Source organism: Streptomyces griseoflavus, assembly GCF_014649995.1.
In the GTDB taxonomy this organism is placed as follows: domain Bacteria; phylum Actinomycetota; class Actinomycetes; order Streptomycetales; family Streptomycetaceae; genus Streptomyces; species Streptomyces griseoflavus.
In genome coordinates this window covers 1150070-1175615 of record NZ_BMUC01000001.1, presented here as the reverse complement: position 1 = coordinate 1175615, position 25546 = coordinate 1150070, and the positions used below count along the sequence as shown (strand labels likewise).

The window sequence follows — 25546 nt, the reverse complement described above, 5'->3', positions numbered from 1 at the left end:
CCCTTCAGGGGCCGTACATGGCCGAAACCTTGACAAGTGGCTTGGCCAGGCTGGAGATTGACGCGCGTAGACAGGGAGTGACCCACGCTCCACCCTCGTCCCGGCGTAGATCACGTTCCCGGAGGAATCCGTTGCCGAGCATGTCGTCCGCGCGTCTCGCCGCGCTCACCGTCGCCGCCGTGTGCACCGCGGCGTCCACCGTCGTCCTCACCTCCCCCGCGCACGCGGCCTCGCCGCGCATCCATGACATCCAGGGCGACACCCGCATATCGCCGTACGCGGGACAGCAGGTCACCGATGTGACCGGCATCGTCACCGGCATCCGCACCTACGGCTCGTCCCGCGGCTTCTGGATCCAGGACCCCGCGCCGGACTCCGACCCGGCGACCAGTGAGGGCGTCTTCGTCTTCACGGGGTCCACGCCGCAGGGCGTCGCGGTCGGCGACGCCGTCAGCGTCTCCGGCACGGTGACGGAGTTCGTCCCCGGCGGCACCTCGTCCGGCAACCAGTCCCTCACGGAGATCACCCGCCCGGCCTTCACCGTCGTCTCCAGCGGCAACCCGGTGCCGGCCGCGACACCGGTCACGGCGAGGTCCGTCCCGGCCGCCTACGCGCCCGCCCCGAACGGCTCGGTCAACGACCTCCGGCTGCGGCCCACCCGGTACGCGCTGGACCTCTACGAGTCCCTGGAGGGCATGAACGTCCAGGTCTCGGACACCAGGGTGGTGGGCGCGACCGACCCGTACACGGAGCTGTGGGTCACGGTGAAGCCGTGGGAGCACCGCAACGCGCGCGGCGGCACGGTCTACGGCTCGTACGACGCGCAGAACACCGGGCACCTGCAGATCCAGTCGCTGGGCAGGGCCGCCGACTTCCCCGACGCGAACGTCGGCGACACCCTGGCCGGCACGACCGCGGGGCCGCTGGACTACAACCAGTTCGGCGGGTACACGCTGGTGGCGAGCACGCTGGGCGACCTGGAGTCCGGTGAGCTGCGGCGTGAGACGACCCGGGCGCAGCACGCCTCGGAACTGGCGATCGCGACCTACAACGTCGAGAACCTCGACCCGTCCGACGACACGTTCGCCGCGCACGCCGCCGCGATCGTGAACAACCTGCGGTCCCCCGACATCGTGTCCCTGGAGGAGATCCAGGACAACAACGGCGCCACCGACGACGGCACGGTGGCCGCCGACCGGACCCTGGCCCTGCTGATCGACGCCATCGAGGCGGCGGGCGGCCCGCGTTACGACTGGCGGTCCGTCGACCCGGCCGACAAGGCGGACGGGGGCCAGCCCGGCGGCAACATCCGCCAGGCGTTCCTCTTCAACCCCGGGCGGGTCTCCTTCACCGACCGCCCGGGCGGGGACGCGACCACCCCCACCGACGTCGTCAAGGTCCGGGGCAAGGCCGCGCTGACCCTCTCCCCCGGCCGCGTCGACCCCGCCTCGGAGGCGTTCGCGGACAGCCGCAAGCCGCTGGCCGGTGAGTTCGACTTCCGGGGCCGTACGGTCATCGTGATCGCCAACCACTTCGCCTCGAAGGGCGGCGACCAGGGCCTGACGTCCCAGTACCAGCCGCCGGCCCGCGGTTCGGAGACCCAGCGCCACCTCCAGGCGCGGGCGGTCCATGACTTCACCGCGAAGGTCCTCAAGGCCCAGAAGAACGCCCACGTCGTGGCCCTCGGCGACATCAACGACTTCGAGTTCTCGCGGACCACCGAGATCCTCGAGGGCCGCGGCACCCTCTGGTCGGCGATCAAGTCCCTGCCGAAGCCGGAGCGTTACTCCTACGTCTACCAGGGCAACAGCCAGGTCCTGGACCAGATCCTGATCACTCCGTCGATCCGCCGCTTCAGTTACGACAGCGTGCACATCAACGCGGAGTTCCACGACCAGATCAGCGATCACGACCCGCAGATCCTGCGCTTCCGCCCGTAGCCGACGGCCGCACACGGCGGTGGGGGGAGAGAGCGGCTGTCCGCTCTCTCCCCCCACCGGCCGCCGGGCGGGCGGCGCGACCCGTCAGCACCGGTGGCGTCGCACCATCACCGCGCCCACCACCGCGGCGACCGCGGCACCCGTGATGATCATCGGCTTGCGGTGCCGTTTGCCGGCCTCACCGGCGTGCGCGGCGCTGCTGCGCATCTGCACGCTCATCGCCCCGGCCCGGTCCCGCAGTTCCTCGGCCCGCGCCCTCGCCCGGCCCTTGACGTCCATCTTCCCGGCCAGCTCCTCGACGGTGTCGCCGAGCTGGTGCCGGGTCCGCTCGATCTGCCGGCGCAGTTCGTCGGGCCCCTTGGCGCCCCGCCCCGTCGCGGCGGCCTCCGCGGCCGCGTCGACATGGGCCCCGGACGGGGACCCCGCGCGCCTCACGTCGTGCGTCATCGGTGCGCCCTTCCCTTGATCTCCTCGACGTCGGCCTTCACACTGCCGAGTGTCTTCTCCGGTTTCGGCGGCGTGGCCCGTCGCAACTGCCCGCGGCCGGCCGCTGCCAGCACACCGGCGATGAGGAACAGCACGCCCGTGACGATGAGTGCCGCGGCCCACAGGGGCAGCACCAGGTCCAGCGCAGCGACACCCGTACCGGCCAGCGCCAGCAGCCCGGCGTAGCCGAACGCGCCCGCCGCCCCCAGCATCCCGCCGCCCTTTCCGGCGCGGCGGCCCTTCTCTGCCAGTTCTTCCTTGGCGAGTGCCACTTCCTGCCGTGCGAGCCGCGAGATCTGCTCGGTGGCCTGCCCGACGAGCTCACCCACGCTGTGCTCGTCGCGAACCGGCCGTCGCTCGATGGTTCCGGTCACGATGCGCCTCCTCTCGGGTCGGGAGAACCCGAGTACCCCTGCGCGCCGCCCGCTATCCATCAAGCAATGCTTACCTGTACCCGTCAGGACATGTAAGTGGAACTTCACGACCGGGCGGCCGACACTACCCCCATGACCCCTTTCGGCCGCACCCTGTGCGCGATGATCACCCCGTTCACCCCCGCCGGCGCGCTCGACCTGGAGGGCGCGCGGCGTCTCGCCGACCACCTGGTGACCGGGGGCTGCGACGGCCTGGTCCTGTCCGGCACCACGGGCGAGTCCCCCACCACCACGGACGCCGAGAAGTCGGCCCTGATCACGGCGGTGCGCGAGGCGATCGGCACCCGCGCCACGATCGTCGCCGGGGTCGGCACCCCCGACACGGCCCACACCGTCGGGCTGGCCCGTGCGGCGGAGCGGGCGGGCGCCGACGGCCTGCTGGTGGTGGCCCCGTACTACAGCCGGCCCCCGCAGGACGCGATCGAGGCCCACTTCCTCCGGATCGCGGACTCCACGGGCCTCCCCCTCGCCCTGTACGACATCCCCGCCCGCACCGGCACCCGCATCGAACCCGACACCCTGCTCCGCCTCGCGGAGCATCCCCGGATCGTGGCCGTGAAGGACTGCTCGTACGACTTCCTGTCGGCGCAGAAGCTGATGTCCCGCACCGACCTCGCGTACTACGCGGGATGCGACGAGCACAACCTCGCCCTCTACGCGGTCGGCGGCGCCGGCTGTGTCAGCACGGTCGCCAATGCCGTCCCCAAGCACGTGCGCGCCGTGCTGGACGCCTTCGACGCCGGGGAGACGGCCCACGCGGCGCGCCTCCAGCAGCGGCTGATCCCCCTCATCGAGGCCGTGATGGCCGGCGGCCTCCCCGGCACGGTCACCGCGAAGGCCCTCCTCAGCACCCTGGGTCTCCCGGCCGGCCCGGTCCGCCCGCCGCTGAGGCCCGCCGACACGGTCACCACCGACGGGCTCGGGGCGCTGCACCGGGACCTGACCGGAACCGGCTAGCCACGGCGTTCGACGAAGACCGGCTCCCACTCCATCGTCTCGAAGACTCCGTCCGGCTCACGCACCCCGCTGAGCGGTACGACCTTCTCGCTGCCGATGGTGACCAGCACCAGCCGGGGCCGGTACTCGCCCGGCCCGGGAGCCCGCTCCCAGGCGATGAGCCGCCGGTCGTCCGCCCAGGCGAGCAGCTGCGCCCCGCGCACCCGGGCGACCTCCTTGCCGGTGGACGGGTCACGGATCTCGGACCAGGACGTGTCCTTGGCCTCGGCCGTCAGACCGAGCGCGGCCAGCTTGCCGTCGGGCGACAGCCGGGCGGGGACGTCCGACCGCAGGAAATGCTCGTTCGCGGGTGCGGGCACCGTCTTCCCGTCGAGGTCGTGGAACCGCTGGAGTCCGTCCTTGCCCCCGATGAACTGCGCGTACACGAGCCGGCCGTCCCGGGAGAACGCGAAGTCCTGCCGCCCTCCGATGTCCTGACCGGCCGTCACCGGGCTCCAGTCGCCCCGTCCGTCGGCCACGTCCAGGACGTAGAAGCCGCTGCGGGTGGGGCCGGTGCGCGACGGCGGCCCCCAGCCCGAGGCTCCGGTCGCGCTCTTCATCCGCTCCAGCAGGTCGGGGTGCCCGCCGTAGGTCGTGGCGACGAGCCTGTCCCCGTCGGGCGACCAGGCGAGGCCGCCGACTGCGCGGTCGACGCCGATCCACCGGTCGATCCGGCCGGTGGCCAGGTCGAGGACGCCGATCCGCCGGGCGGGCAGTGTCCGCTCCAGTACGGCCGCCGTACGGGCGCCGGGGGCCACGGCGACGAACGACCACCGGTCGTCCTCCTCGTACATCCCGGTTTCCGGGTCGAGCAGCCGGTAGGTGCGGGACAGCACGGCCTCGTCGGCCGAGCGGGCCACGGGTTCCGCCGTGTAGTAGGCGGCCAGCACGGACCGGCCGGCCGCGATCAGCTCGCGGGGCGGCGACTGGTCCGGGTGCGCGAGGACTCCGCTGCCGTCCAGGACCGAGGCGGGACGGACGTCCTCCTTCCCGGTGTCCGGCAGCACCGCGCCGACGGCGACCGCCACGACGGCCGCCAGCGCGGCGGCGCCGACGACCAGCCCCCGGGCCCGGCGCCGCCGCCGTACCGCCAGCACCCGGTCGGCGAATCCCGGTCCGGGCGCGGTCAGTTCCGCCGCCTGTTCACGCAACGCGTCACGCACGAGTTCGTCGACGTTCACGACCGCACCTCCACGGGCGGATAGTCACCGGACGGCCGTCGCTCGGCCTCGGACGCGCGGAGCGAGCGCAGTTCGGGCGCGAGGGCGCGCAGCCGGGCCAGGGAACGGTGGGTGGTGGACCGTACGGTGCCCACCGAGCAGCCCAGGATGCGGGCCACCTCGGCCTCGGGCAGGTCCTCGAAGTAGCGCAGCACCAGCGTGGTCCGCTGGCGTGCGGTCAGCCTGGCCAGCGCGCCCCGCATCACCAGGCGCAGCTCCGCGTCGGCCGAGGCGGAGTCCCCGCCCGTACCGGGTTCCGGCGGCTCGGCCACGCTGAGTTCACGCCCGCGCCGTTTCAGCCGCCAGCGGCTGATCTGCTGCCGGTAGAGGATGCGCCGTACGTACGCCTCGGGTTCGTCGATGCGGTGCCAGCGGCCCGCCGCCTTGATCAGCGCGGTCTGCAGCAGGTCCTCGCCCGCGTGCCGGTCGCCGCCGCTCAGCAGGACCGCCGTCTTCAGCAGTGCGGACGACCGGTTCGCCACGAACTCCCGGAAACTCTCCTGCGCCTCGGCATCCATCGTCACCTTCTCGTCACCCGGGAGCGGGCCCTGTGTCCGCTCCCCGCGCCCCTGTGGACGCGCGCGGACGGCTCCCGCTATGCCACCGCACAGCGACTGCACAAAAAAAGCGGTCCGGACCGCGGCGCGTTCCCGCGCGCCGCGGTCCGGACCGCCCGAACACCCCTCAGTTCCGGGCGTACCCGTCCCCGGACAGCAGGACGTGTTCCGGCACGCCCTGCGCGGGGTCGTCGATCCGACCGGCGTCGGCGTTGGCCGGTCCGACGCGGTGACCGTCGTGGGAGGCCGTGCCGGCCCCGTCCGCGTGCGCGGCACCGGCCAGTGCGCCGCACAGCATCAGCACGGCCACCACGCCCATCACGCCGACCGCGCAGCGGAGCACGCCCCGCACCCACTCGTTCGTCATCGCCCGTTCGTCCCCATTTCCGTATGTCGGTCGTTCCGGCTTCCGATCGGACCTGCGTCCACCCGTTCATCTGCCAGGACGACCCCGAGGTCACGGGGAGTAACCCGTACGGGAGCGTACGGGCGTGACCGGCGGGTCAGTTGTGGCTGTGGAGGACGTCGTTGAGACCGCCCCAGACCGCGTTGTTCGGACGGGCCTCGACGGTGCCGGTGACGGAGTTGCGGCGGAAGAGGATGTGGGAGGCGCCGGACAGGTCACGGGCCTTGACGACCTCGCCGTCGGGCATGGTGACCCGGGTACCGGCGGTGACGTACAGACCGGCCTCGACCACGCACTCGTCACCGAGGGCGATGCCGACGCCCGCCTCGGCGCCGATCAGGCACCGCTCGCCGACGGAGATGCGCACGTTGCCGCCGCCGGACAGGGTGCCCATGGTGGAGGCGCCGCCGCCGATGTCGGAGCCGTCACCGATGACGACACCGGCCGAGATGCGGCCCTCGACCATCGACGTGCCGAGCGTGCCGGCGTTGAAGTTGACGAAGCCCTCGTGCATCACGGTGGTGCCCTCGGCGAGGTGCGCACCGAGCCGCACCCGGTCGGCGTCGGCGATGCGGACGCCCTTGGGGGCGACGTAGTCCGTCATGCGGGGGAACTTGTCGACGGACGTCACGGCGAGGTGCAGGCCCTCGGCGCGGGCGTTGAGGCGCACCTTCTCCACGTCGTCCACGGCGACCGGGCCGAGCGAGGTCCAGGCGACGTTGGCGAGGTGGGCGAAGATGCCGTCGAGGTTCTGGCCGTGCGGCCGCACCAGACGGTGCGAGAGCAGGTGCAGGCGCAGGTAGACGTCGTGCGCGTCGACCGGCTTCTCGTCCAGCGAGGAGATGACCGTGCGGACCGCGACGACCTCGACACCCCGGCGTGCGTCCGGCCCCACCGCCGCCGTGGCGCCGCCGCCCAGCAGTTCGGCGGCCCGCTCGGCGGAGAGCCGCTCGGTGCCCGAGGGGCCAGGGCCCTCGGCGGTCACGGCCACGAGTTCGGGGGCGGGGAACCAGGTGTCGAGGACGGTGCCGTCGGCGGCGAGGGTGGCGAGGCCGGCGGCCACTGCGCCGGTGGTGCTCTGAGCAGTCGTGTCGGTCATGAGGGCAACCTAACCGCCCGGCGCCCACGGACGCGAACCGGTCCCCGGGCGTCTCAGGTGCCGGGCCGGCCCGACCGGGGACAGGCGGGGGGCACGGTGTCGCCGGGGTGGTCCGCGGGCCGGTCCGGACCGGGCTGCGGGCCACCGGCCTCGCCCGGTCCCGCCGGAATGACCCGTCGCAGCACCTCCCGCGCGTACGCCTCGTCGTAGGGCGTGTCGGTCAGCAGCACCTGGAGGAAGATGCCGTCCATCAGCGCGACCAGCGCCCGGGCCGTGACCGGGTCGGTGCGGTGGGACAGCTGCTCGGCGACGCCCTCGCCCCACTCGGCCGCGACGGGCCGCAGGGCGGGGCGGCGCAGGGCGGCCAGGTACAGCTCGTACTCCAGTTCCACGCCCGTGCGGTCACCGGCGAGCCATTCGCCCATCAGGGCCGCGAGTCCGGTCGCCAGGTCGGTGCGCGGGTCGTCGAGTGCGCCGTGCGCGGCGAGCACGCCGGCGAAGCCCTCGTTGGCCTGCCGCAGGGCGGCGACCATCAGCTCGTCGAGGGTCCTGAAGTGGTACGTGGTGGAGCCGAGCGGCACGTCGGCCTCGGCGGCGACGGTGCGGTGGCTGAGCCCGGCGATGCCGCCGCGGCCCACGACCCTGATCGCGGCGTCGATGATCCGCCGGCGCCGCTCGGGGTCGTAGCGCCGGGCCATCAGTGCGAACCGCCCAGGTTCAGCACCACGACACCGATGATGATCAGCGCGATTCCGGCGGCCTTGGCGGCGGTCAGCCCCTCCCCCAGGAACACCACGCCGATGGTGGCGATGACGGCGGTGCCCACCCCGGCCCAGATGGCGTACGCCGTGCCGACGGCGACGGTGCGCAGCGTCTGGGCGAGGAGACCGAAGGAGACGATGTATCCGAGCACGGTGAGCAGGGAGGGCCAGAGCCTGCTGAAGCCGTCGCTGTACTTCATGGCCGTGGTGGCGCACACCTCGGCGGCGATGGCGCCGGCGAGCAGCAGGTATCCCATGTGTACGAGCGTACACAACGATGGTGTCCGGGAACGAGAACGGCGACGCCCTCAAGGAGGCGTCGCCGTTCTCGCGTGCGGAGCGGGTGTCAGACGTTGAAGCCCAGCGCCCGGAGCTGCTCGCGGCCGTCGTCGGTGATCTTGTCCGGACCCCACGGCGGCATCCAGACCCAGTTGATGCGCAGTTCGCTGACCAGGCCGTCCGTGGCGGACTTCGCCTGGTCCTCGATGACGTCCGTCAGCGGGCACGCCGCCGAGGTGAGGGTCATGTCGATGGTCGCCACGTTGGAGTCGTCGATGTGGACGCCGTAGATCAGGCCGAGGTTGACGACGTCGATGCCCAGTTCGGGGTCGACGACGTCCAGCAGGGCCTCACGGACCTCCTCCTCGGAAGCCGGCTTCATCTCCACGGTCTCGCTCATGCCGTTGTCCTTTCGGCGTCGGCGCCCAGCGCCTGGGCCGTCGCGTCCTTCCACGCCATCCAGCTCAGGAGGGCGCACTTCACCCGGGCCGGATACTTGGACACCCCGGCGAACGCGACCGCGTCCTCCAGGATCTCCTCCATCGCGTCGTCGGGCTCGATCCTCCCCTTGGACTGCATCAGTTCCAGGAAGGTCTCCTGAATCCGCTGCGCCTCGGCGAGGTCCTTGCCGACCAGCAGGTCGTTCAGCACGGAGGCGGAGGCCTGGCTGATGGAGCAGCCCTGCCCCTCGTAGCTGACGTCGCTGATCTTCGTGCCGTCGTACTTCACGCGCAGCGTGATCTCGTCACCGCACGTCGGGTTGACGTGGTGCACCTCGGCGTCGCCGTCCCTCAGACCACGCCCGTGCGGGTTCTTGTAGTGGTCCAGGATGACGTCCTGGTACATCGAGTCCAGCTTCACGCCTCAGCCCCTCATCCGAAGAAGTTCCGTACGTGCTCCAGGCCGTCGACCAGTGCGTCGATCTCGGCCGGCGTGGAGTACAGATAGAACGACGCTCGCGTGGTCGCGGGAATTCCGTACCGCAGGCAGACGGGCCGTGCGCAGTGGTGGCCGACCCGGACCGCGATGCCCTGCTCGTCGAGGACCTGGCCCACGTCGTGCGGGTGGATGTCACCGAGCGTGAACGAGATCGCGGCACCGCGGTCCTCGGCCGTGGCGGGGCCGATGATGCGCAGGTCCGGGACCTCGGTGAGCCGCTTGACGGCGTACTCGGTGATGGCGTGCTCGTGGGCGAGGACCTTGTCCATGCCGATGGCCGACAGGTAGTCGATCGCCGCGCCGAGTCCGACCGCCTGGGCGATCGGCGGGGTGCCCGCCTCGAACTTGTGCGGGGCCGGCGCGTAGGTCGACGAGCTCATCGACACGGTCTCGATCATCTCGCCGCCGCCGAGGAACGGAGGCAGGTCCTCCAGCAGCTCCTGGCGGCCCCAGAGGACGCCGATGCCGGTCGGGCCGCACATCTTGTGGCCGGTGAAGGCCACGAAGTCGGCCTGGAGGGCCTGGACGTCCAGCGGCATGTGCGGGGCGGCCTGCGAGGCGTCGATGCACACCAGCGCGCCGACCTCCTGGGCGCGGCGCACTATCGCCTCGACCGGGTTGACCGTGCCGAGGATGTTGGAGACCAGCACGAAGGAGACGATCTTCGTCTTCTCGGTGATGACCTCGTCGATGTTCGACAGGTCGAGCCGGCCGTCGTCGGTCAGCCCGAACCACTTCAGCTTCGCGCCCGTGCGCTGCGCGAGCAGCTGCCACGGCACGATGTTGGAGTGGTGCTCCATCTCCGTGATGACGATCTCGGTCTCGTGGTCCACCCGGTAGGGCTCGTCGGCCCAGCCGAGCATGTTGGCCACGAGGTTGAGCGACTCCGAGGCGTTCTTGGTGAAGATCACCTCGTCGCGCGAGGGGGCGTTGACGAACTCGGCGACCTTGTCGCGCGCGCCCTCGTACAGTGCCGTGGCCTCCTCGGCGAGCACATGCACACCGCGGTGGACGTTGGCGTTGTAGCGCTCGTAGTACTCGGAGAGGGCGTCCAGCACCTGGCGGGGCTTCTGCGAGGTCGCCGCGTTGTCCAGGTACACGAGCTTCCGGCCGTCGTGGACCTGGCGGTCCAGGATCGGGAAGTCCTTGCGGATCGCCTCTGTGTCGAGGAGGCCCGGCAGATGTGTCACGCGACTTCCTCCTTTGAGTGGCCTCCGGCCACGGAGCCACCCTTCACGTATGCCTCGTAGCCCTCGTTCTCCAGCTTGTCCGCGAGCTCCGGGCCGCCGGACTCGACGATGCGGCCGCCCGCGAACACGTGGACCTGGTCGGGCTTGATGTAGCGCAGGATGCGCGTGTAGTGCGTGATCAGCAGGGTGCCGACCTCGCCGGACTCGCGGACGCGGTTGACGCCCTCGGAGACGACGCGCAGGGCGTCCACGTCGAGGCCGGAGTCGGTCTCGTCGAGGATCGCGACCTTCGGCTTGAGCAGTTCGAGCTGCAGGATCTCGTGGCGCTTCTTCTCACCGCCGGAGAAGCCCTCGTTGACGTTGCGCTCGGCGAAGGCGGGGTCCATGTTGAGGCGCTCCATGGCCTCCTTGACCTCCTTCACCCAGGTGCGCAGCTTCGGGGCCTCGCCGCGCACGGCGGTGGCGGAGGTGCGCAGGAAGTTGGAGACCGAGACGCCGGGGACCTCGACCGGGTACTGCATGGCGAGGAACAGGCCGGCGCGGGCGCGCTCGTCGACGGACATCTCCAGCACGTCCTCGCCGTCGAGGGTGACGGTGCCGCTGGAGATCGTGTACTTGGGGTGACCGGCGAGCGCGTAGGCGAGCGTCGACTTGCCCGAGCCGTTGGGGCCCATGATGGCGTGCGTCTCGCCCTGCTTCACGGTGAGGTCGACGCCCTTGAGGATCTCCTTCGTGGCGTTGTCGGCCTCGACGGTGACGTGCAGGTCTCGGATTTCAAGCGTTGCCATGGGTGCCTCAGGACTCCTGGGAGAGGGAGACGAGCACGTCGTCCCCTTCGATCTTTACGGGGTATACGGGGACGGGGCGCGTCGCCGGAAGGGCGTCGGGCTTGCCGGAACGAAGGTCGAAACGCGAGCCGTGCAGCCAGCACTCGATGTGGCAGTCGTCCACCTCGCCCTCCGAGAGGGAGACGTTGGCGTGCGAGCAGATGTCGTTGATCGCGAACACCTCGCCCTCGGTGAGCACGACGGAGACCGGCGTGCCGTCGAGTTCCACCCGCTTCGGGGTGTCCTCCTCCAGCTCGCTCAGCCCGCAGACGCGTTGGAAGGTCATCCGACCGCCGCCTCCAGCTCCTCCTCGATCTTGGCGATCAGACGCTCCTCGATGTCCGGGACGCCGATCTGCTGGACGAGCTCGGCGAAGAAGCCGCGCACGACCAGGCGGCGGGCGTCCTGCTCGGCGATGCCGCGGGCCATCAGGTAGAAGAGCTGCTCGTCGTCGAAGCGGCCGGTGGCGGAGGCGTGGCCGGCGCCGACGATCTCGCCGGTCTCGATCTCCAGGTTGGGCACGGAGTCGACGCGGGCGCCGTCGGTGAGCACCAGGTTGCGGTTCATCTCGTAGGTGTCGGTGCCCTCGGCCTTGGCCTCGATGAGCACGTCACCGATCCACACGGCGTGCGCGTCGTCGCCCTGGAGCGCGCCCTTGTAGACGACGTTGGACTTGCAGTGCGGCACGTTGTGGTCGACGAGGAGGCGGTGCTCCTGGTGCTGGCCGGCGTCGGTGAAGTACAGGCCGAACAGCTCGGCCTCGCCGCCGGGGCCGGCGTAGGCCACGCGCGGGTGGAGGCGGACGACGTCGCCGCCGAAGGTGACGACGACCGACTTGAAGGAGGCGTCGCGGCCGACGAGGGCGTTGTGCTGGGCGACGTGCACCGCCTTGTCGTCCCAGTCCTGGACGGAGACGACGGTCAGCTTGGCGCCGTCCCCGAGGACGAAGTCGACGTTGGCGGCGAGGACCGCGTCACCGGTGTGGTCGATGACGACGAGGGCCTCGGCGAAGGCGCCGAGCTCCACCAGCTGGTGGCCGTAGGCGGTGCCGCCCTCGCCCCGCACCGCGATGCGGATCGGCTCGGTGAGGACGGTCTCCTTGGGCACGGTCACGACCGAGGCCTGCGCGAAGGCGGAGTACGCCTGGGCGGCGACGCGGTCCACGGGGGTGCCGGCGCGGCCGAGCCGCGCGTCGTCGCGGCCGACGGTCTCGACGGTGACGCCCTCGGGCGCCTCGACGGCGACCTTGACGCCCCCGTCGGTGGCGGTGGCGGTGCCGTCGTGCAGCCCGCGCAGCCGCTCCAGCGGGGTGAACCGCCACTCCTCCTCGCGGCCGTGGGGGACGGCGAAGTCCGCCACGTCGAAGGACGGGGGCGCGCTCATGCGCGTGGCGACGGTCGACTCGGCGGCCACCGCGATCGAGCCGGCGGTCGTCGAACCGACCGGTGGGGGTCCCCCCGCCGAAGCGTAGCCGGAGGTGGGGGAGTTCTGAGCCTCAGCCATGGCTGTCGTAGTGCTCGCTTTCCTTGCGTAAGGGGCTTGACGGAACGGCGGGGCGGCCGGTGGCCGCCCCGGGCCGGTGTCAGCCGACCGCGCCTTCCATCTGCAGCTCGATCAGCCGGTTGAGCTCCAGCGCGTACTCCATCGGCAGTTCCTTGGCGATCGGCTCGACGAAGCCGCGCACGATCATCGCCATCGCCTCGAACTCGCTCAGGCCGCGGCTCATCAGGTAGAAGAGCTGGTCCTCGGAGACCTTGGAGACGGTCGCCTCGTGGCCCATGGACACGTCGTCCTCGCGGACGTCCACGTAGGGGTAGGTGTCCGAGCGGGAGATGGTGTCGACGAGCAGCGCGTCGCACAGCACGTTGGACTTGGCGCCCGGGGCGCCCTCGCCGATCTCGATCAGACCGCGGTAGGAGGTACGGCCGCCGCCGCGCGCCACCGACTTGGAGACGATGTTGGACGAGGTGTTGGGGGCCATGTGGACCATCTTGGCGCCCGCGTCCTGGTGCTGGCCCTCGCCGGCGAAGGCGATGGACAGCGTCTCGCCCTTGGCGTGCTCGCCCATGAGGTAGACGGCCGGGTACTTCATCGTCACCTTGGAGCCGATGTTGCCGTCGACCCACTCCATGGTCGCGCCCTCGTAGGCCACGGCGCGCTTGGTGACCAGGTTGTAGACGTTGTTCGACCAGTTCTGGATGGTCGTGTAGCGGCAGCGGGCGTTCTTCTTGACGATGATCTCGACGACCGCGGAGTGCAGCGAGTCCGACTTGTAGATCGGGGCGGTGCAGCCCTCGACGTAGTGCACGTAGGCACCCTCGTCGACGATGATCAGGGTCCGCTCGAACTGGCCCATGTTCTCGGTGTTGATCCGGAAGTAGGCCTGGAGCGGGATCTCGACGTGCACGCCCGGCGGGACGTAGATGAAGGAGCCGCCCGACCACACGGCGGAGTTCAGCGACGCGAACTTGTTGTCGCCGACCGGGATGACCGTGCCGAAGTACTCCTTGAAGAGCTCCGGGTGCTGCTTCAGGGCCGTGTCGGTGTCCAGGAAGATGACACCCTGCTCCTCCAGGTCCTCACGGATCTGGTGGTAGACGACCTCCGACTCGTACTGGGCGGCGACACCGGCGACGAGGCGCTTCTTCTCGGCCTCGGGGATGCCCAGCTTGTCGTAGGTGTTCTTGATGTCCTCGGGCAGGTCCTCCCAGGACTCCGCCTGCTTCTCCGTGGAGCGCACGAAGTACTTGATGTTGTCGAAGTCGATGCCCGAGAGGTCGGAGCCCCAGTTCGGCATGGGCTTCTTCTCGAAGAGGCGCAGACCCTTGAGGCGGAGCTTGGTCATCCACTCCGGCTCGTCCTTCTTCGCGGAGATGTCCCGGACGACGTCCTCGTTCAGGCCGCGGCGCGCCGACGCTCCGGCCTCGTCACGGTCGGCCCAGCCGTATTCGTAGGTGCCCAGACCCTCCAGCTCGGGGTGGGCAGTCTCCGTGGGGAGAGTCATGCGGGGTTCCTCCCGGACGTGCTTTCAGATGCGTGGTGGGAAATCTTGGGGATGAACGTCGTGCAGACGCCGTCGCCGTGCGCGATCGTCGCCAGCCGCTGTACGTGCGTTCCGAGCAGCTCGGCGAAGAACTCCGTCTCGGCCTCGCACAGCTGCGGGAACTGTTCGGCGGCGTGGGCGACCGGGCAGTGGTGCTGGCAGAGCTGTTCGCCGACCGGTGCGCTGCGCGCGGTTGCAGCGTACCCGTCCGCGCTCAGCGCCTTGGCCAGCGCTTGTGTGCGGTCCTCGGGGGCCGCGCCCGCGACCGCCTTGCGGTACGTCTCGGCCTGGGCGGCGATCCTGGCGCGGGCGAACGCGGCGATCGCCTCGCTGCCGCCCTCCCGCTCGCCGATCCAGCGCAGGGCGTCCACGGCCAGTGTGTCGTAGGACTGGTCGAAGGCGTCCCGGCCGCAGTCGGTGAGGGCGAAGACCTTGGCGGGACGTCCGCGCGTGCGGGCGCCGTAGACCCGCCGCTCGCGGGCCTCCACGACGTTGTCGGCGGCCAGCGTGTCCAGGTGCCGGCGTACGGCCGCCTGGGTGAGCCCGAGGCGCTCGGCCAGCTCGGCGACGGTCGACGGGCCGTGGTCCAGGATGGAGCGGGCGACGCGGTTGCGGGTGGACCGCTCACCGGTTGCCAGTTCCTCGTGGGGAGGCCCCGTCGGATGCTCGCCGTTTTTCACAACGCCATTGTTGCGTAATTCATCCGGGACCGGCAAGCCGCGCCCTGACGACCCCGCGGTGCCCTGCGTCACTTAGGTAAACCTAATCCGACCTGCGGAAACGATCTTTGATCGATCGGATCGGTGGCGCTGGTCGTACCCGCGCAGACGGGCCATCCCTCCGACCCGGCGCTGTGGCAGGCCCCGCCCGTGCCCGCGCACTGGTGGGAGACCATCCGGGCGACCATCCACGCGTACGACCCGCTGACCACGCCCTCGCGCGGGGTCGGCGTCCTACCGGAGACCGTGCGGACACGGCCGGGCGCGCGCGGCACGGTGAGGGCGGCCGGCCGAGGCACGGCTGTTCCCGCCGGCGGACGCGGTGGCCCGCGCCGAGGGCCGGCTGCGCACGCACCGCCCCCGTGAGGAGGAGTTCCAGCACCCCACGGTCCGAGGCCCGCGCGGTCTCCCTAGACTCGTGTCCCATGCGAAGTGAGCCCGTGGTCCAGGTGCAGGCCCTGGTGAAGCGGTACGGCCCCAAGACCGCGGTGGACGGCCTCGACCTGGTGGCACGGCCCGGCGTGACCGCCGTGCTCGGCCCGAACGGGGCGGGCAAGACGACCACGGTCGAGACCTGCGAGGGGTACCGGCGGCCGGACTCCGGCACCGTACGCGTGCTGGGCCTGGACCCGGTGCGGGAGTCGGCGGCGCTGCGCCCGCGGGTCGGTGTGATGCTCCAGTCCGGCGGCGTCTACTCGGGCGCACGGGCCGACGAGATGCTCCGGCACATTGCGAAGCTGCACGCGCATCCGCTGGACGTGGACGCGCTGATCGAGCGCCTGGGGCTCGGCTCCTGCGGCCGCACCTCCTACCGGCGGCTCTCCGGCGGCCAGCAGCAGCGGCTGGCGCTCGCGATGGCGGTGGTCGGGCGCCCCGAGCTGGTGTTCCTCGACGAGCCCACCGCCGGCCTCGACCCGCAGGCCCGCCGCGCCACCTGGGACCTGGTGCGGGACCTGCGCGCCGACGGCGTCTCCGTGATCCTCACCACCCACTACATGGACGAGGCCGAGCAGCTCGCCGACGACGTCGCGGTCATCGACGCCGGCCGGGTGATCGCCCAGGGCTCCCCCGAGGAGCTGTGCCGGGGCGGCGCCGAGAACACGCTCCGCTTCTCCGGACGGCCGGGGCTGGACGTGGCCTCCCTGCTGAAGGCCCTGCCCTCCGGCTGCACCGCCGCCGAGGTGACCTCGGGCACCTACCGGGTCGTCGGCGACGTCGGGCCGCAGCTGCTCGCCACGGTGACGTCCTGGTGCGCGCAGCACGGCGTGATGCCGGACCGGATCGCGGTGGAGCGGCACACCCTCGAAGACGTCTTTTTGGAGCTCACCGGCAAGGAGCTGCGCGCGTGACGGCCACCGGCACCTACTCACCGAAGCCGGGCGCGGCGCCCCTGGCCCGCATGATCGCGGCGCAGGCCGTGCTCGAGACGAAGATGCTGCTGCGCAACGGCGAGCAGCTGCTGCTGACCGTGATCATCCCCACGCTGCTGCTGGTGCTGTTCGGCACCGTGGACGTGGTGGACCTCGGTGAGGGCGAGGCGGTGGACTTCCTCGCCCCCGGCATCCTCGCGCTCGCGGTGATGTCGACGGCGTTCACCGGGCAGGCGATCGCGACCGGCTTCGAGCGCCGCTACGGGGTGCTGAAGCGGCTGGCCTCCTCGCCGCTCCCCCGCTGGGGCCTGATGACCGCGAAGACGCTCTCGGTGCTGGTCACCGAGGTACTCCAGGTGCTGCTCGTGACGGTGATCGCCCTCGCCCTCGGCTGGTCCCCGCAGGGCGGTCCGCTGTCGGTGTTCCTGCTGCTGGTGCTGGGCACGGCCGCCTTCTCCGGGCTCGGTCTGCTGATGGCCGGCACCCTGAAGGCCGAGGCGACGCTCGCCGCCGCCAACCTGGTCTTCCTGCTGCTGCTCGTCGGCGGCGGCGTGATCGTCCCGCTGGACAAGTTCCCGGACGCGGCGCAGGCCGTGCTCGGCCTGCTCCCGATCTCGGCCCTCTCCGAAGGGCTGCGGGACGTGCTCCAGCACGGGGCCGGGATCCCGTGGGGCAACCTCGGCATCCTCACCGTGTGGGCGGTCGCGGGGCTCGCGGCGGCCGGGCGGTTCTTCCGCTGGGAGTAGCCACGGACCCCGGAGGCGACCCTCGTGAAAGCGTGCACAAGCGGCGCCCTACGATGGGACGCGTGCCAAACGTGACCCGTGCCGACGCCCCGCCGAGCCTGCGCAACCCCCTCGCCTTCATCGCCGCCCGCTGGACCCCGGATCCCCGGACCGTCCGCCGGGCGGCCCTCGCCGCGCTCGTCATGGCGGTGGTCATCGTGGTCACCGGCGGTGCCGTCCGGCTCACCGGATCCGGCCTGGGCTGCCCGACCTGGCCCAAGTGCACCGAGGACTCGATCACCTCGACCCGCGAGATGGGCCTGCACGGCGTCATCGAGTTCGGCAACCGCCTGCTCACATACGTGCTGTGCGCCGCCGTCGGCTGGGCGATCGTCGCCGCGCGCTCGCAGAAGCCGTTCCGGCGCAGCCTGACCCGGCTGGGCTGGGCGCAGTTCTGGATCGTCATGGGCAACGCGATCCTCGGCGGCATCGTGGTCCTCGTCGGCCTGAACCCGTACACGGTCGCGGCGCACTTCCTGCTGTCCTCGGCGCTGATCGCGGTCGCGACGGTGATGTGGCAGCGCACCCGCGAGGGCGACGGCGAGCCCCGGCCGCTGGTCGGTACGGCCGTGCGGCAGCTGGTGTGGTTCATGGTGGCCGCCTCCGCGCTGCTGATCGCGGTCGGCACGGTCGTCACCGGCGCCGGCCCGCACGCGGGCGACTCCAGCGAGGTGCCGCGCATGCCGGTGGACTGGGAGACGGTCAGCAAGCTGCACGCCGTGCTGGCGTGGATCGTGGTGACGCTGACGTTCGCCCTGTGGTTCGTCCTCAAGGCGGTCGACGCTCCCCGGGGTCCCCTGGCCCGCACCCGCGAGCTGTTCCTGATCCTGCTCGCCCAGGGCGCCATCGGCTACGTCCAGTACTTCACCGACCTTCCCGAGGTCCTGGTCGGCCTGCACATGTTCGGCTCGTGCGTGATGTGGATCTGGGTGGTCCTGGTCCTGCTGTCCCTGCGCGAACGCCCGGCGACGGCCCTGGACACGACCGTCCTGCCCGCTCAGGAGCCCGCCACCAGCCCGTCGATCGCCGGCCCGAGGTAGTCCCGGGTCAGCAGGGCCCGTCGCCGTACCCACTCCCCGGCGGGCGGCGGAGCCCCGTCGTAGCGCCGCCTCCTGATGTCCGCGACGACCTCGCCGGGCGCACCGAGGCCGGGCAGGACGTCCAGGGCCTCCCGCTTGGAGATCAGGCGCCCCTCGCGCAGGGTGACGGTGGCGCGGGCGAAGGTCAGCAGTCCCAGGTCGACCCACACGTCCTGCGTCCAGTTGGCGGCCCGGTCCACCTCCCGCCGCCAGAAGTCGCGCTGGTCACGCACCACGAACGCGGCGAGCTCGCCGTCCGGTACCGGCGGCAGGACGTCCCCGGGCGGGGCCCCGTGCAGGACCCGGCCGAACGTGTGCAGCTCGGCGCGGGTGACCGGGGTGACCGGCCGCCGGAACAGCCGCTGGTGCGCCCAGGTGAGGTGGTGCCGCCCGGCGTCGGCGGCGGTCCCCGGTGTGAGGTAGGTGCAGTGCAGCCGGCCCGCCAGCGGCTCGGCGCGCAGCCGCGCGTGCAGCAGGGCGATCCGCCACACCGTGCGCGCGCGGACCGAGTGGTCGAGGACCGCGATCAGGTCCAGGTCGCTGCGGCCCTCCACGTAGTCGCCCCCGGCCAGTGAGCCGTGCGCCCACACCGCGACGGGGTCGAGCGGCGCCAGGGCGGTGAGGAAACGGTCGAGCAAGGCGTCGGTCGGCATCCCCTCTGCCTTCCCGCCTCACCCCAGCCCGTACACCCGCCGCGCGTTGCCCGCGGCGATCAGGTCCGCCACCCGCCGGGCGTCGTCGAGCGACCACGCCCCTTCCGTGACCCAGGTGCCGAGCACCCGGTCGAGCGCCTCGCGGAACAGGTGGGCGCCGACCACGTGCAGCTCGGGCAGGCCCCGGGCGCCGCTGGAGAAGAGGACCTTGCCGAAGGGGGCCAGTTCCAGCACCTCCGCGAGGACGGTCGCCGCGCGGGCGCCGGTGCGCACCAGCGCGGCCCCGCAGTCGGCGTAGACGTGCGGGAAGACACCGGCCAGGTGGGCGGCGTGCCGGTGGTACGGGTAGCCGTGCAGCAGGACGAGGTCGGTGCGCAGCCCCGCGGTGGCCCGCACGAAGCCGGTCAGCAGGACGGGGTCGGTGCGGTCGACGCCGGCGCCCGGCGCGCCGAGACCGGTGTGCAGCTGGAGGGGCAGGCCCGAGGCGACCGCGATCCACAGCAGGTGCCGCAGCAGCACCGGGTCGCTCAGCTCGTCCCCGGCCCTGCGTCCGGCCAGCCAGCGTCCCGCCGCACCGCGCACCTCCCCGGCGCCCGGCGGTTCGGGGGCGAGGGCCGGTCCGTGGCGGAGCCCGGCGACAGAGGTGAAGGCGACCGCGTGGGCGGCGGCTCCGTGCACGGACTCGGCGAGGTTGGCGAGGAACGAGCCGACGGTGCCGGAGGTGTCGGCGACCTGTTCGGCGAGCTGCTCCAGGCGGACGATCTCGTGCGCGTCCGCGTCCCCCGCCAGGCCCAGCTCGCCGGGCCCGGTGAGGTCGTCGGGCAGGCCGGTGTCGACGAGGTAGGCGGTGACGCCGCTGCCCCGCAGCAGCCGGCGCCCGGCCTCGATGCCGCCCAGTTCACGGCGCCGGGCGAGATACCTCGCGGGCGGGCAGTGCGGCTCCAGGCCGAGCAGGGGCGGGCACCAGCGGCGTACGGCGAACCCGGTCTGGGTGTCGAACAGGGTGGTGCCGGGGGCGGGCGGCCCCTCGGTGCGGGCCAGCTGGGCCTCGAAGGTGCCGAGGCCCAGCTCGGTGCGCAGCACGCCGTGGCAGTGCTGGTCCACGAGGGACGGCGGGTCGATCATCTCCGGGCTCTCCCCGTGTGGACGCTGTCACTGCCTACAGGTCCTAACGGGTGAACCGGCGCGTAGGTGTTGCCCTCGGCGGGTTCAGTCGTTGGAGGGGCCGCCGACCTGGATCCCGGCCATCCGGGACCACTCGTACGGGCCCGTCCGCACCTTCGCCGCGAACTCGCCGTCGAAGTCCTCGTGGACGGTGATGCCCGCCTTCTCGACGGCCTTGCGGGCGATGTCCATCGAGGGGGCGAAGACGTCGCCCCACGCGCCGTCCTCGCCGACGAGGACGATCCGGGCGCCGCGCTCACCGAGGTACGCGACCTGGCCCTCGGCGCCGCCGTGCGTCCTGGCGAAGCCGCCGATCTGCTGGGCGAGCCGAGCCGCCTTCTTCTCGGCCTTCGGGTCCACCTGCTGCGTGTCTGCCATGAACAGGATGCTACCGACGGGTAGATCGAACGGCGACGGGCGGGGTCCGTGGCCTTGGCCACGTGCCCCGCCCGTGCGGTGTGTCAGGCGGCGGTCACCGCAGGAAGGGGTCCACCGCGACGGCGACGAAGAGCAGCGACACGTAGGTGATGGACCAGTGGAAGAGGCGCATCTCCTTGAGCTTGCCGCCGGTCACCTCGGCCTTCGCGCGGTTCAGCAGCGCGTGGGCCTCCCACAGCCACCAGCCGCCCGCCGCGAGGGCGACGGCCGTGTAGAACCAGCCGGTGTAGCCGAGCGGGGTGAGCAGCAGGGACACACCGACCATGACCCAGCTGTAGAGCACGATCTGCTTGGCGACCGCCTTGTTGCCGGCGATGACCGGCAGCATCGGCACGCCGACGCGCGCGTAGTCGTCCTTCACCTTCATGGACAGCGGCCAGTAGTGCGGCGGCGTCCAGAAGAAGATGACGAGGAAGAGGATGACCGGCGCCCACGCCATCGAGTTGGTGACCGCGGACCAGCCGATCAGTACCGGCATGCAGCCGGCGATGCCGCCCCACACGATGTTCTGCGACGTGCGCCGCTTGAGGATCATCGTGTAGACGACGACGTAGAAGAGGAGCGCGCCGAGGGAGAGCCAGGCCGAGAGCCAGTTGACGGTGAGGCCGAACAGCAGGGTCGACACGACCGCCAGACCGATGCCGAAGGCCAGGCACTCGCGCGGGCTGACCATGCCGGTCACCAGGGGGCGCTGCGAGGTGCGGTCCATCAGCGCGTCGATGTCCCGGTCGATGTACATGTTCAGCGCGTTGGCGCCGCCCGCCGAGAGGTAGCCGCCGACGCAGGTCAGCAGCACCAGCGTCAGGTCGGGCACGCCCCGCTCCGCCAGGAACATCACCGGGACGGTGGTGATGAGCAGCAGTTCGATGATCCGCGGCTTGGTGAGGGCCACGAATGCCATCAGACGGGCCCCGAACGGCCGATGTGCGGTGCTCTGACTGCTACCCAGCACTCCCGCTGGACGGGATTCAACGGCCGTCACGTACACCCCTACAGAGACATCCCAGCAAGCCTGCCCAGGTGAAGTGGCGGTAACGGCTCGCGCGTACCACGCCACTGTAGACGTTGCCCAGACCCGGACATTCGCGGGGGTCGCCTCGTGTTGGGCCGCGCCCTCCGAGGTGCGGCGCGAAGCTCGATTGAGCACCCGGATGAGCGGCTCCGTATTCATCTGCCGAATGCGGAAACTTCCCAGTCAGGAGGCGGATCCACGGCGGTGCCCGCACTCTGGAACGGCTCGGAAATTCGCACGTCCTACGGGGGTAGGCTCGACCACGCCGGTGGGCAGTCACCGGCCGTCCGAATGCATGTGGAGAGGAGCCCTGACTCAGGGTGAGCACACAGCCGACCACCACAGACCTCGAGTGGACCGAGTTGGACCAGCGGGCCGTCGACACCGCCCGCGTCCTGGCCGCCGATGCCGTACAGAAGGTCGGTAACGGCCATCCGGGTACGGCGATGAGCCTGGCGCCTGCCGCCTACACCCTCTTCCAGAAGGTGATGCGGCACGACCCGGCGGACGCCGACTGGGTCGGGCGCGACCGGTTCGTGCTGTCCGCGGGTCACTCGTCCCTGACCCTGTACACCCAGTTGTACCTGGCCGGCTTCGGCCTGGAGCTGGACGACCTGAAGGCGTTCCGCACCTGGGGTTCGAAGACGCCGGGCCACCCGGAGTACGGCCACACCACGGGCGTGGAGACCACGACCGGGCCGCTGGGCCAGGGTGTCGCCAACGCCGTGGGCATGGCGATGGCCGCCCGCTACGAGCGCGGCCTGTTCGACCCGGAGGCCGCCGAGGGCGAGTCCCCGTTCGACCACTTCGTCTACTGCGTCGCCGGTGACGGCTGCCTCCAGGAGGGCATCTCCGCCGAGGCGTCCTCGATGGCCGGGCACCAGAAGCTGGGCAACCTGGTGCTGCTGTGGGACGACAACCACATCTCCATCGAGGGCGACACCGAGACGGCCGTCTCGGAGGACACCGTCAAGCGGTACGAGGCGTACGGCTGGCACGTGCAGCGGGTCGCCCCCAAGCCGGACGGCGACCTGGACCCGCACGCGATCTACGACGCGATCCAGGAGGCGAAGAAGGTCACGGACAAGCCGTCCTTCATCGCCTTGCGCTCGATCATCGCCTGGCCCGCCCCGAACGCGCAGAACACCGAGGCGTCGCACGGTTCGGCGCTGGGCGACGACGAGGTCGCCGCCACCAAGCGCGTCCTCGGCTTCGACCCGGAGCAGACCTTCGAGGTCACCGACGAGGTCATCGGCCACACCCGCAAGGCGCTGGAGCGGGGCCGGGCGGCCCGTGCCGTGTGGGAGAAGTCCTACCAGCAGTGGCGGGACAACAACCCCGAGCGCGCCGCCGAGTACGACCGGATCGCCGCGGGCGAGCTGCCCAAGGGCTGGCAGGAGTCCATCCCGGTCTTCGAGCCGGGCAAGGGTGTCGCCACCCGTGCCGCGTCCGGCAAGGTGCTCCAGGCGCTCGGCGCGGTGGTGCCGGAGCTGTGGGGCGGCTCGGCCGACCTGGCGGGCTCCAACAACACCACGATCGACAAGACGTCGTCGTTCCTCCCGGCGGGCAACCCGCTGCCGGAGGCGGACCCGTACGGGCGCACGATCCACTTCGGCATCCGCGAGCACGCCATGGCCGCGGAGATGAACGGCATCGCGCTGCACGGCAACACCCGCATCTACGCCGGCACCTTCCTGGTGTTCTCCGACTACATGCGCAACGCGGTGCGGCTGTCGGCGCTGATGCACCTGCCGGTGACGTACGTGTGGACGCACGACTCCATCGGTCTGGGCGAGGACGGCCCGACGCACCAGCCGGTCGAGCACCTGGCCTCGCTGCGCGCCATCCCGGGTCTGAACGTCGTCCGCCCGGCGGACGCCAACGAGACCGCGATCGCCTGGCGGGAGATCCTCACCCGCTGGACGAAGGAGTTCGGCAAGGGCACCCCGCACGGTCTGGCGCTGACCCGCCAGGGCGTGCCGACGTACGAGCCGAACGAGGACGCGGCGCGCGGCGGTTACGTGCTGTTCGAGGCCGAGGGCGGTGCGCCCGAGGTCGTCCTGATCGCGACCGGTTCCGAGGTGCACGTCGCCGTGGAGGCGCGGGAGCGGCTCCAGGCCGGCGGTGTGCCCACGCGCGTGGTGTCGATGCCGTCCGTGGAGTGGTTCGAGGAGCAGGACCAGGGGTACCGGGACAGCGTCCTGCCGCCCTCCGTGAAGGCGCGCGTGGCCGTCGAGGCGGGGATCGGCCTCACCTGGCACAAGTACGTCGGAGACGCCGGCCGCATCGTCTCCCTGGAGCACTTCGGTGCCTCCGCCGACGGCAAGGTGCTGTTCGAGGAGTTCGGCTTCACCGCCGAGAACGTGGCGGCCGCCGCCCGGGAATCGATCGCCGCGGCCCGGCGCTGACGCTCACCAACGACACACGTAGGAGATGGAATTTCCATGACAGACGCACTGAAGCGCCTTTCCGACGAGGGCGTCGCGATCTGGCTGGACGACCTGTCGCGCAAGCGGATCACGTCCGGCAACCTCGCCGAGCTGATGGACCAGCAGCACGTCGTGGGCGTCACCACCAACCCGACGATCTTCCAGAAGGCGATCTCGGAGGGCGACGGCTACGACACGCAGCTGACCGACCTGGCCGCCCGCAAGGTCACCGTCGAAGAGGCCATCCGCATGATCACCACGGCGGACGTCCGGGACGCCGCCGACATCCTGCGCCCGGTCTTCGACGCCACCGACGGCCGTGACGGCCGCGTGTCGATCGAGGTCGACCCGCGTCTGGCGCACGACACCCGCGCGACGGTCGCCGAGGCCAAGCAGCTGGCCTGGCTGGTGGACCGGCCCAACACGCTGATCAAGATCCCGGCGACCGAGGCCGGCATCCCGGCGATCGCCGAGACGATCGGTCTGGGCATCAGCGTCAACGTGACGTTGATCTTCTCCCTGGAGCGCTACCGCAAGGTCATGGACGCGTTCCTGACCGGCCTGGAGAAGGCCAGGGAGCGCGGCCTGGACCTGTCGAAGATCCACTCCGTGGCGTCCTTCTTCGTGTCCCGCGTGGACACCGAGATCGACAAGCGGATCGACGCGCTCGGCACCGACGAGGCCAAGGCGCTGCGCGGCAAGGCCGCCATCGCCAACGCCCGGCTGGCCTACCAGGCGTACGAGGAGGTCTTCGCCACCGACCGCTGGGCGGCGCTGGAGCGCGAGGGCGCCAACAAGCAGCGTCCGCTGTGGGCGTCGACCGGTGTGAAGGACAAGGCGTACAAGGCCACGATGTACGTGGACGAGCTGGTGGCGCCCAACACGGTGAACACCATGCCGGAGGCGACGCTGTTCGCCACCGAGGAGAAGGGCGAGATCCGGGGCAACGCCGTCGCGGGCACCTACGAGCAGGCGCGCGCCGACCTCGACGCGGTCGAGGCGCTCGGCATCCCCTACGACGAGGTGGTCCGGCTTCTGGAGGACGAGGGCGTCGACAAGTTCGAGGGCTCCTGGAACGACCTGCTGAAGTCGACCGAGGCGGAGCTCCAGCGCCTCGCCCCTTCGGAGGGCTGAAACCTTGTCGAGCAGCAATCCGCTGCGTGACCCGGCGGACCGGCGGCTCCCGCGCATCGCGGGGCCGTCGGGCCTGGTCATCTTCGGCGTCACGGGTGACCTGTCGCGCAAGAAGCTCATGCCGGCCGTGTACGACCTCGCCAACCGGGGGCTGCTGCCGCCGGGCTTCTCGCTGGTGGGCTTCGCCCGCCGGGAGTGGGCGAACGAGGACTTCGCCCAGGAGGTGCACGACGCGGTCAAGGAGCACGCCCGCACCCCCTTCCGCGAGGAGGTCTGGCAGCAGCTCATCCAGGGCATGCGTTTCGTGCAGGGCACCTTCGACGACGACGAGTCGTTCGAGCGGCTGCGCGCCACGATCGAGGAGCTGGACAAGGCGCAGGGCACGGGCGGCAACTTCGCCTTCTACCTGTCGGTGCCGCCGCGTTCCTTCCCGGTGGTCATCCAGCAGCTGAAGCGGCACGGGCTGGCCGACCAGACCGACGGGTCCTGGCGGCGCGCGGTGATCGAGAAGCCGTTCGGTCACGACCTGAAGTCGGCCGAGGAGCTGAACGCGATCGTCCACGAGGTGTTCGCCCCGGACCAGGTG

Annotated in this window: 28 protein-coding genes and 1 pseudogene; 9 read left to right on the top strand and 20 right to left on the bottom strand. The window is 71.3% G+C overall.

The genetic code is table 11. The features are described from left to right. Positions 1-131: 131 nt before the first annotated feature. A complete protein-coding gene (locus tag IE172_RS05195) occupies positions 132-1940 on the top strand; it encodes a DUF8508 domain-containing protein (RefSeq protein WP_190095850.1) in 1809 nt (602 codons plus the stop codon). Positions 1941-2024: 84 nt separating this feature from the next. Here IE172_RS05195 and IE172_RS05190 read toward each other — a convergent pair whose 3' ends face one another. Further along, a complete protein-coding gene (locus tag IE172_RS05190) occupies positions 2025-2387 on the bottom strand; it encodes a DUF3618 domain-containing protein (RefSeq protein WP_190095849.1) in 363 nt (120 codons plus the stop codon). Continuing rightward, on the bottom strand, positions 2384-2800 hold the full coding sequence (locus tag IE172_RS05185) for a phage holin family protein (RefSeq protein WP_190095848.1): 417 nt from the start codon (positions 2798-2800) through the stop codon (positions 2384-2386). The genes IE172_RS05190 and IE172_RS05185 overlap by 4 nt, the downstream gene beginning before the upstream one ends. A gap of 132 nt (positions 2801-2932) precedes the next feature. Between IE172_RS05185 and dapA the strand changes: the two genes are divergently transcribed. Continuing rightward, positions 2933-3817: a 4-hydroxy-tetrahydrodipicolinate synthase gene (gene dapA, locus IE172_RS05180; RefSeq protein WP_190095847.1), complete on the top strand. Its 885-nt coding sequence runs from the start codon at positions 2933-2935 to the stop codon at positions 3815-3817. On the opposite strand, the gene IE172_RS05175 is transcribed toward dapA, so the two are convergent. The 14 genes from IE172_RS05175 to IE172_RS05110 form a co-directional block, all read right to left on the bottom strand. Continuing rightward, positions 3814-5037: a WD40 repeat domain-containing protein gene (locus tag IE172_RS05175; RefSeq protein WP_190095846.1), complete on the bottom strand. Its 1224-nt coding sequence runs from the start codon at positions 5035-5037 to the stop codon at positions 3814-3816. The genes dapA and IE172_RS05175 overlap by 4 nt on opposite strands. Beyond that, positions 5034-5594 (bottom strand): SigE family RNA polymerase sigma factor, encoded by a 561-nt coding sequence (locus tag IE172_RS05170; RefSeq protein ID WP_190095845.1) that lies wholly within the window; start codon positions 5592-5594, stop codon positions 5034-5036. The genes IE172_RS05175 and IE172_RS05170 overlap by 4 nt, the downstream gene beginning before the upstream one ends. A gap of 166 nt (positions 5595-5760) precedes the next feature. Further along, positions 5761-6000 (bottom strand): hypothetical protein, encoded by a 240-nt coding sequence (locus IE172_RS05165; RefSeq protein ID WP_190095844.1) that lies wholly within the window; start codon positions 5998-6000, stop codon positions 5761-5763. A gap of 136 nt (positions 6001-6136) precedes the next feature. Further along, positions 6137-7138, bottom strand: a complete 1002-nt coding sequence (dapD, locus tag IE172_RS05160; protein WP_190095843.1) for a 2,3,4,5-tetrahydropyridine-2,6-dicarboxylate N-succinyltransferase — start codon at positions 7136-7138, stop codon at positions 6137-6139. A gap of 53 nt (positions 7139-7191) precedes the next feature. After that, complete coding sequence (locus tag IE172_RS05155) at positions 7192-7836, bottom strand: TetR/AcrR family transcriptional regulator (protein ID WP_190095842.1); 645 nt, start codon at positions 7834-7836, stop codon at positions 7192-7194. Beyond that, a complete protein-coding gene (locus IE172_RS05150; protein WP_190095841.1) occupies positions 7836-8156 on the bottom strand; it encodes a DMT family transporter in 321 nt (106 codons plus the stop codon). The genes IE172_RS05155 and IE172_RS05150 overlap by 1 nt, the downstream gene beginning before the upstream one ends. Positions 8157-8245: 89 nt before the next feature. Further along, positions 8246-8578: a metal-sulfur cluster assembly factor gene (locus IE172_RS05145; protein ID WP_004932827.1), complete on the bottom strand. Its 333-nt coding sequence runs from the start codon at positions 8576-8578 to the stop codon at positions 8246-8248. Continuing rightward, on the bottom strand, positions 8575-9039 hold the full coding sequence (gene sufU / locus IE172_RS05140) for a Fe-S cluster assembly sulfur transfer protein SufU (protein ID WP_190095840.1): 465 nt from the start codon (positions 9037-9039) through the stop codon (positions 8575-8577). Before sufU ends, IE172_RS05145 begins: the two co-directional genes overlap by 4 nt. A gap of 11 nt (positions 9040-9050) precedes the next feature. Beyond that, positions 9051-10307, bottom strand: coding sequence for a cysteine desulfurase (locus IE172_RS05135; protein ID WP_190095839.1), 1257 nt, complete (start codon positions 10305-10307; stop codon positions 9051-9053). Beyond that, positions 10304-11095 (bottom strand): Fe-S cluster assembly ATPase SufC, encoded by a 792-nt coding sequence (gene sufC, locus IE172_RS05130; RefSeq protein WP_190095838.1) that lies wholly within the window; start codon positions 11093-11095, stop codon positions 10304-10306. Before sufC ends, IE172_RS05135 begins: the two co-directional genes overlap by 4 nt. 7 nt (positions 11096-11102) lie before the next feature. Further along, the gene (locus IE172_RS05125) at positions 11103-11420 is read right to left on the bottom strand and encodes a non-heme iron oxygenase ferredoxin subunit (protein WP_190095837.1); all 318 of its coding nucleotides are present in this window, start codon (positions 11418-11420) and stop codon (positions 11103-11105) included. Continuing rightward, positions 11417-12637: a Fe-S cluster assembly protein SufD gene (sufD, locus tag IE172_RS05120; protein WP_190095836.1), complete on the bottom strand. Its 1221-nt coding sequence runs from the start codon at positions 12635-12637 to the stop codon at positions 11417-11419. Before sufD ends, IE172_RS05125 begins: the two co-directional genes overlap by 4 nt. Positions 12638-12716: 79 nt before the next feature. Continuing rightward, positions 12717-14138: a Fe-S cluster assembly protein SufB gene (gene sufB / locus IE172_RS05115; protein ID WP_190095835.1), complete on the bottom strand. Its 1422-nt coding sequence runs from the start codon at positions 14136-14138 to the stop codon at positions 12717-12719. Next, positions 14135-14857: a helix-turn-helix transcriptional regulator gene (locus tag IE172_RS05110; protein WP_190095834.1), complete on the bottom strand. Its 723-nt coding sequence runs from the start codon at positions 14855-14857 to the stop codon at positions 14135-14137. Before IE172_RS05110 ends, sufB begins: the two co-directional genes overlap by 4 nt. Before the next feature lie 129 nt (positions 14858-14986). Here IE172_RS05110 and IE172_RS34335 point away from each other — a divergent pair. The 4 genes and pseudogenes from IE172_RS34335 to IE172_RS05090 form a co-directional block, all read left to right on the top strand. Further along, positions 14987-15214, top strand: a pseudogene (locus IE172_RS34335) (AAC(3) family N-acetyltransferase); the annotation flags it as partial. Between the two features lie 107 nt (positions 15215-15321). Next, on the top strand, positions 15322-16245 hold the full coding sequence (locus IE172_RS05100; RefSeq protein WP_190095833.1) for an ABC transporter ATP-binding protein: 924 nt from the start codon (positions 15322-15324) through the stop codon (positions 16243-16245). After that, the gene (locus tag IE172_RS05095) at positions 16242-17012 is read left to right on the top strand and encodes an ABC transporter permease (RefSeq protein ID WP_190095832.1); all 771 of its coding nucleotides are present in this window, start codon (positions 16242-16244) and stop codon (positions 17010-17012) included. The genes IE172_RS05100 and IE172_RS05095 overlap by 4 nt, the downstream gene beginning before the upstream one ends. Positions 17013-17065: 53 nt before the next feature. Further along, positions 17066-18091: a COX15/CtaA family protein gene (locus IE172_RS05090; RefSeq protein WP_190095831.1), complete on the top strand. Its 1026-nt coding sequence runs from the start codon at positions 17066-17068 to the stop codon at positions 18089-18091. Here IE172_RS05090 and IE172_RS05085 read toward each other — a convergent pair. The 4 genes from IE172_RS05085 to IE172_RS05070 all read right to left on the bottom strand — a co-directional run bounded on the left by IE172_RS05085 (position 18049) and on the right by IE172_RS05070 (position 21373). Next, positions 18049-18783, bottom strand: coding sequence for a nucleotidyltransferase domain-containing protein (locus IE172_RS05085; RefSeq protein WP_190095830.1), 735 nt, complete (start codon positions 18781-18783; stop codon positions 18049-18051). The two genes, IE172_RS05090 and IE172_RS05085, sit on opposite strands and share 43 nt — an antisense overlap. An 18-nt stretch (positions 18784-18801) precedes the next feature. Beyond that, positions 18802-19908 carry an amidohydrolase family protein gene (locus IE172_RS05080; RefSeq protein WP_190095829.1) on the bottom strand — a complete coding sequence of 369 codons (1107 nt, stop codon included), beginning with the start codon at positions 19906-19908 and terminating at the stop codon, positions 18802-18804. 84 nt (positions 19909-19992) lie between these two features. After that, a complete protein-coding gene (locus IE172_RS05075; protein ID WP_190095828.1) occupies positions 19993-20325 on the bottom strand; it encodes a hypothetical protein in 333 nt (110 codons plus the stop codon). Positions 20326-20419: 94 nt separating this feature from the next. Beyond that, the gene (locus IE172_RS05070; protein ID WP_190095827.1) at positions 20420-21373 is read right to left on the bottom strand and encodes a heme o synthase; all 954 of its coding nucleotides are present in this window, start codon (positions 21371-21373) and stop codon (positions 20420-20422) included. Positions 21374-21717: 344 nt separating this feature from the next. Here IE172_RS05070 and tkt point away from each other — a divergent pair, with 344 nt between their 5' ends. The 3 genes from tkt to IE172_RS34330 form a co-directional block, all read left to right on the top strand. Then, on the top strand, positions 21718-23805 hold the full coding sequence (tkt, locus tag IE172_RS05065; protein WP_190095826.1) for a transketolase: 2088 nt from the start codon (positions 21718-21720) through the stop codon (positions 23803-23805). Between the two features lie 36 nt (positions 23806-23841). Further along, positions 23842-24960 (top strand): transaldolase, encoded by a 1119-nt coding sequence (tal, locus tag IE172_RS05060; protein ID WP_190095825.1) that lies wholly within the window; start codon positions 23842-23844, stop codon positions 24958-24960. Positions 24961-24964: 4 nt separating this feature from the next. Further along, on the top strand, positions 24965-25546 hold a 582-nt coding region (locus IE172_RS34330; RefSeq protein ID WP_498067183.1), incomplete at its 3' end, for a glucose-6-phosphate dehydrogenase.

Excerpts from the sequence above, each read along its gene's own strand:
- dapD (WP_190095843.1), bottom strand. The coding sequence starts at position 7,138 with ATGACCGACACGACTGCTCAGAGCACCACCGGCGCAGTGGCCGCCGGC.
- IE172_RS05125 (WP_190095837.1), bottom strand. The coding sequence starts at position 11,420 with ATGACCTTCCAACGCGTCTGCGGGCTGAGCGAGCTGGAGGAGGACACC.
- dapA (WP_190095847.1), top strand. The coding sequence starts at position 2,933 with ATGACCCCTTTCGGCCGCACCCTGTGCGCGATGATCACCCCGTTCACC.
- IE172_RS05085 (WP_190095830.1), bottom strand. The coding sequence starts at position 18,783 with ATGCCGACCGACGCCTTGCTCGACCGTTTCCTCACCGCCCTGGCGCCG.
- IE172_RS05145 (WP_004932827.1), bottom strand. The coding sequence starts at position 8,578 with ATGAGCGAGACCGTGGAGATGAAGCCGGCTTCCGAGGAGGAGGTCCGT.
- sufC (WP_190095838.1), bottom strand. The coding sequence starts at position 11,095 with ATGGCAACGCTTGAAATCCGAGACCTGCACGTCACCGTCGAGGCCGAC.
- IE172_RS05150 (WP_190095841.1), bottom strand. The coding sequence starts at position 8,156 with ATGGGATACCTGCTGCTCGCCGGCGCCATCGCCGCCGAGGTGTGCGCC.
- tal (WP_190095825.1), top strand. The coding sequence starts at position 23,842 with ATGACAGACGCACTGAAGCGCCTTTCCGACGAGGGCGTCGCGATCTGG.
- IE172_RS05100 (WP_190095833.1), top strand. The coding sequence starts at position 15,322 with ATGCGAAGTGAGCCCGTGGTCCAGGTGCAGGCCCTGGTGAAGCGGTAC.
- sufD (WP_190095836.1), bottom strand. The coding sequence starts at position 12,637 with ATGGCTGAGGCTCAGAACTCCCCCACCTCCGGCTACGCTTCGGCGGGG.
- IE172_RS05165 (WP_190095844.1), bottom strand. The coding sequence starts at position 6,000 with ATGACGAACGAGTGGGTGCGGGGCGTGCTCCGCTGCGCGGTCGGCGTG.
- IE172_RS05190 (WP_190095849.1), bottom strand. The coding sequence starts at position 2,387 with ATGACGCACGACGTGAGGCGCGCGGGGTCCCCGTCCGGGGCCCATGTC.
- IE172_RS05170 (WP_190095845.1), bottom strand. The coding sequence starts at position 5,594 with ATGGATGCCGAGGCGCAGGAGAGTTTCCGGGAGTTCGTGGCGAACCGG.
- IE172_RS05075 (WP_190095828.1), bottom strand. The coding sequence starts at position 20,325 with ATGGCAGACACGCAGCAGGTGGACCCGAAGGCCGAGAAGAAGGCGGCT.
- IE172_RS05080 (WP_190095829.1), bottom strand. The coding sequence starts at position 19,908 with ATGATCGACCCGCCGTCCCTCGTGGACCAGCACTGCCACGGCGTGCTG.
- IE172_RS05155 (WP_190095842.1), bottom strand. The coding sequence starts at position 7,836 with ATGGCCCGGCGCTACGACCCCGAGCGGCGCCGGCGGATCATCGACGCC.
- IE172_RS05090 (WP_190095831.1), top strand. The coding sequence starts at position 17,066 with ATGGGACGCGTGCCAAACGTGACCCGTGCCGACGCCCCGCCGAGCCTG.
- sufB (WP_190095835.1), bottom strand. The coding sequence starts at position 14,138 with ATGACTCTCCCCACGGAGACTGCCCACCCCGAGCTGGAGGGTCTGGGC.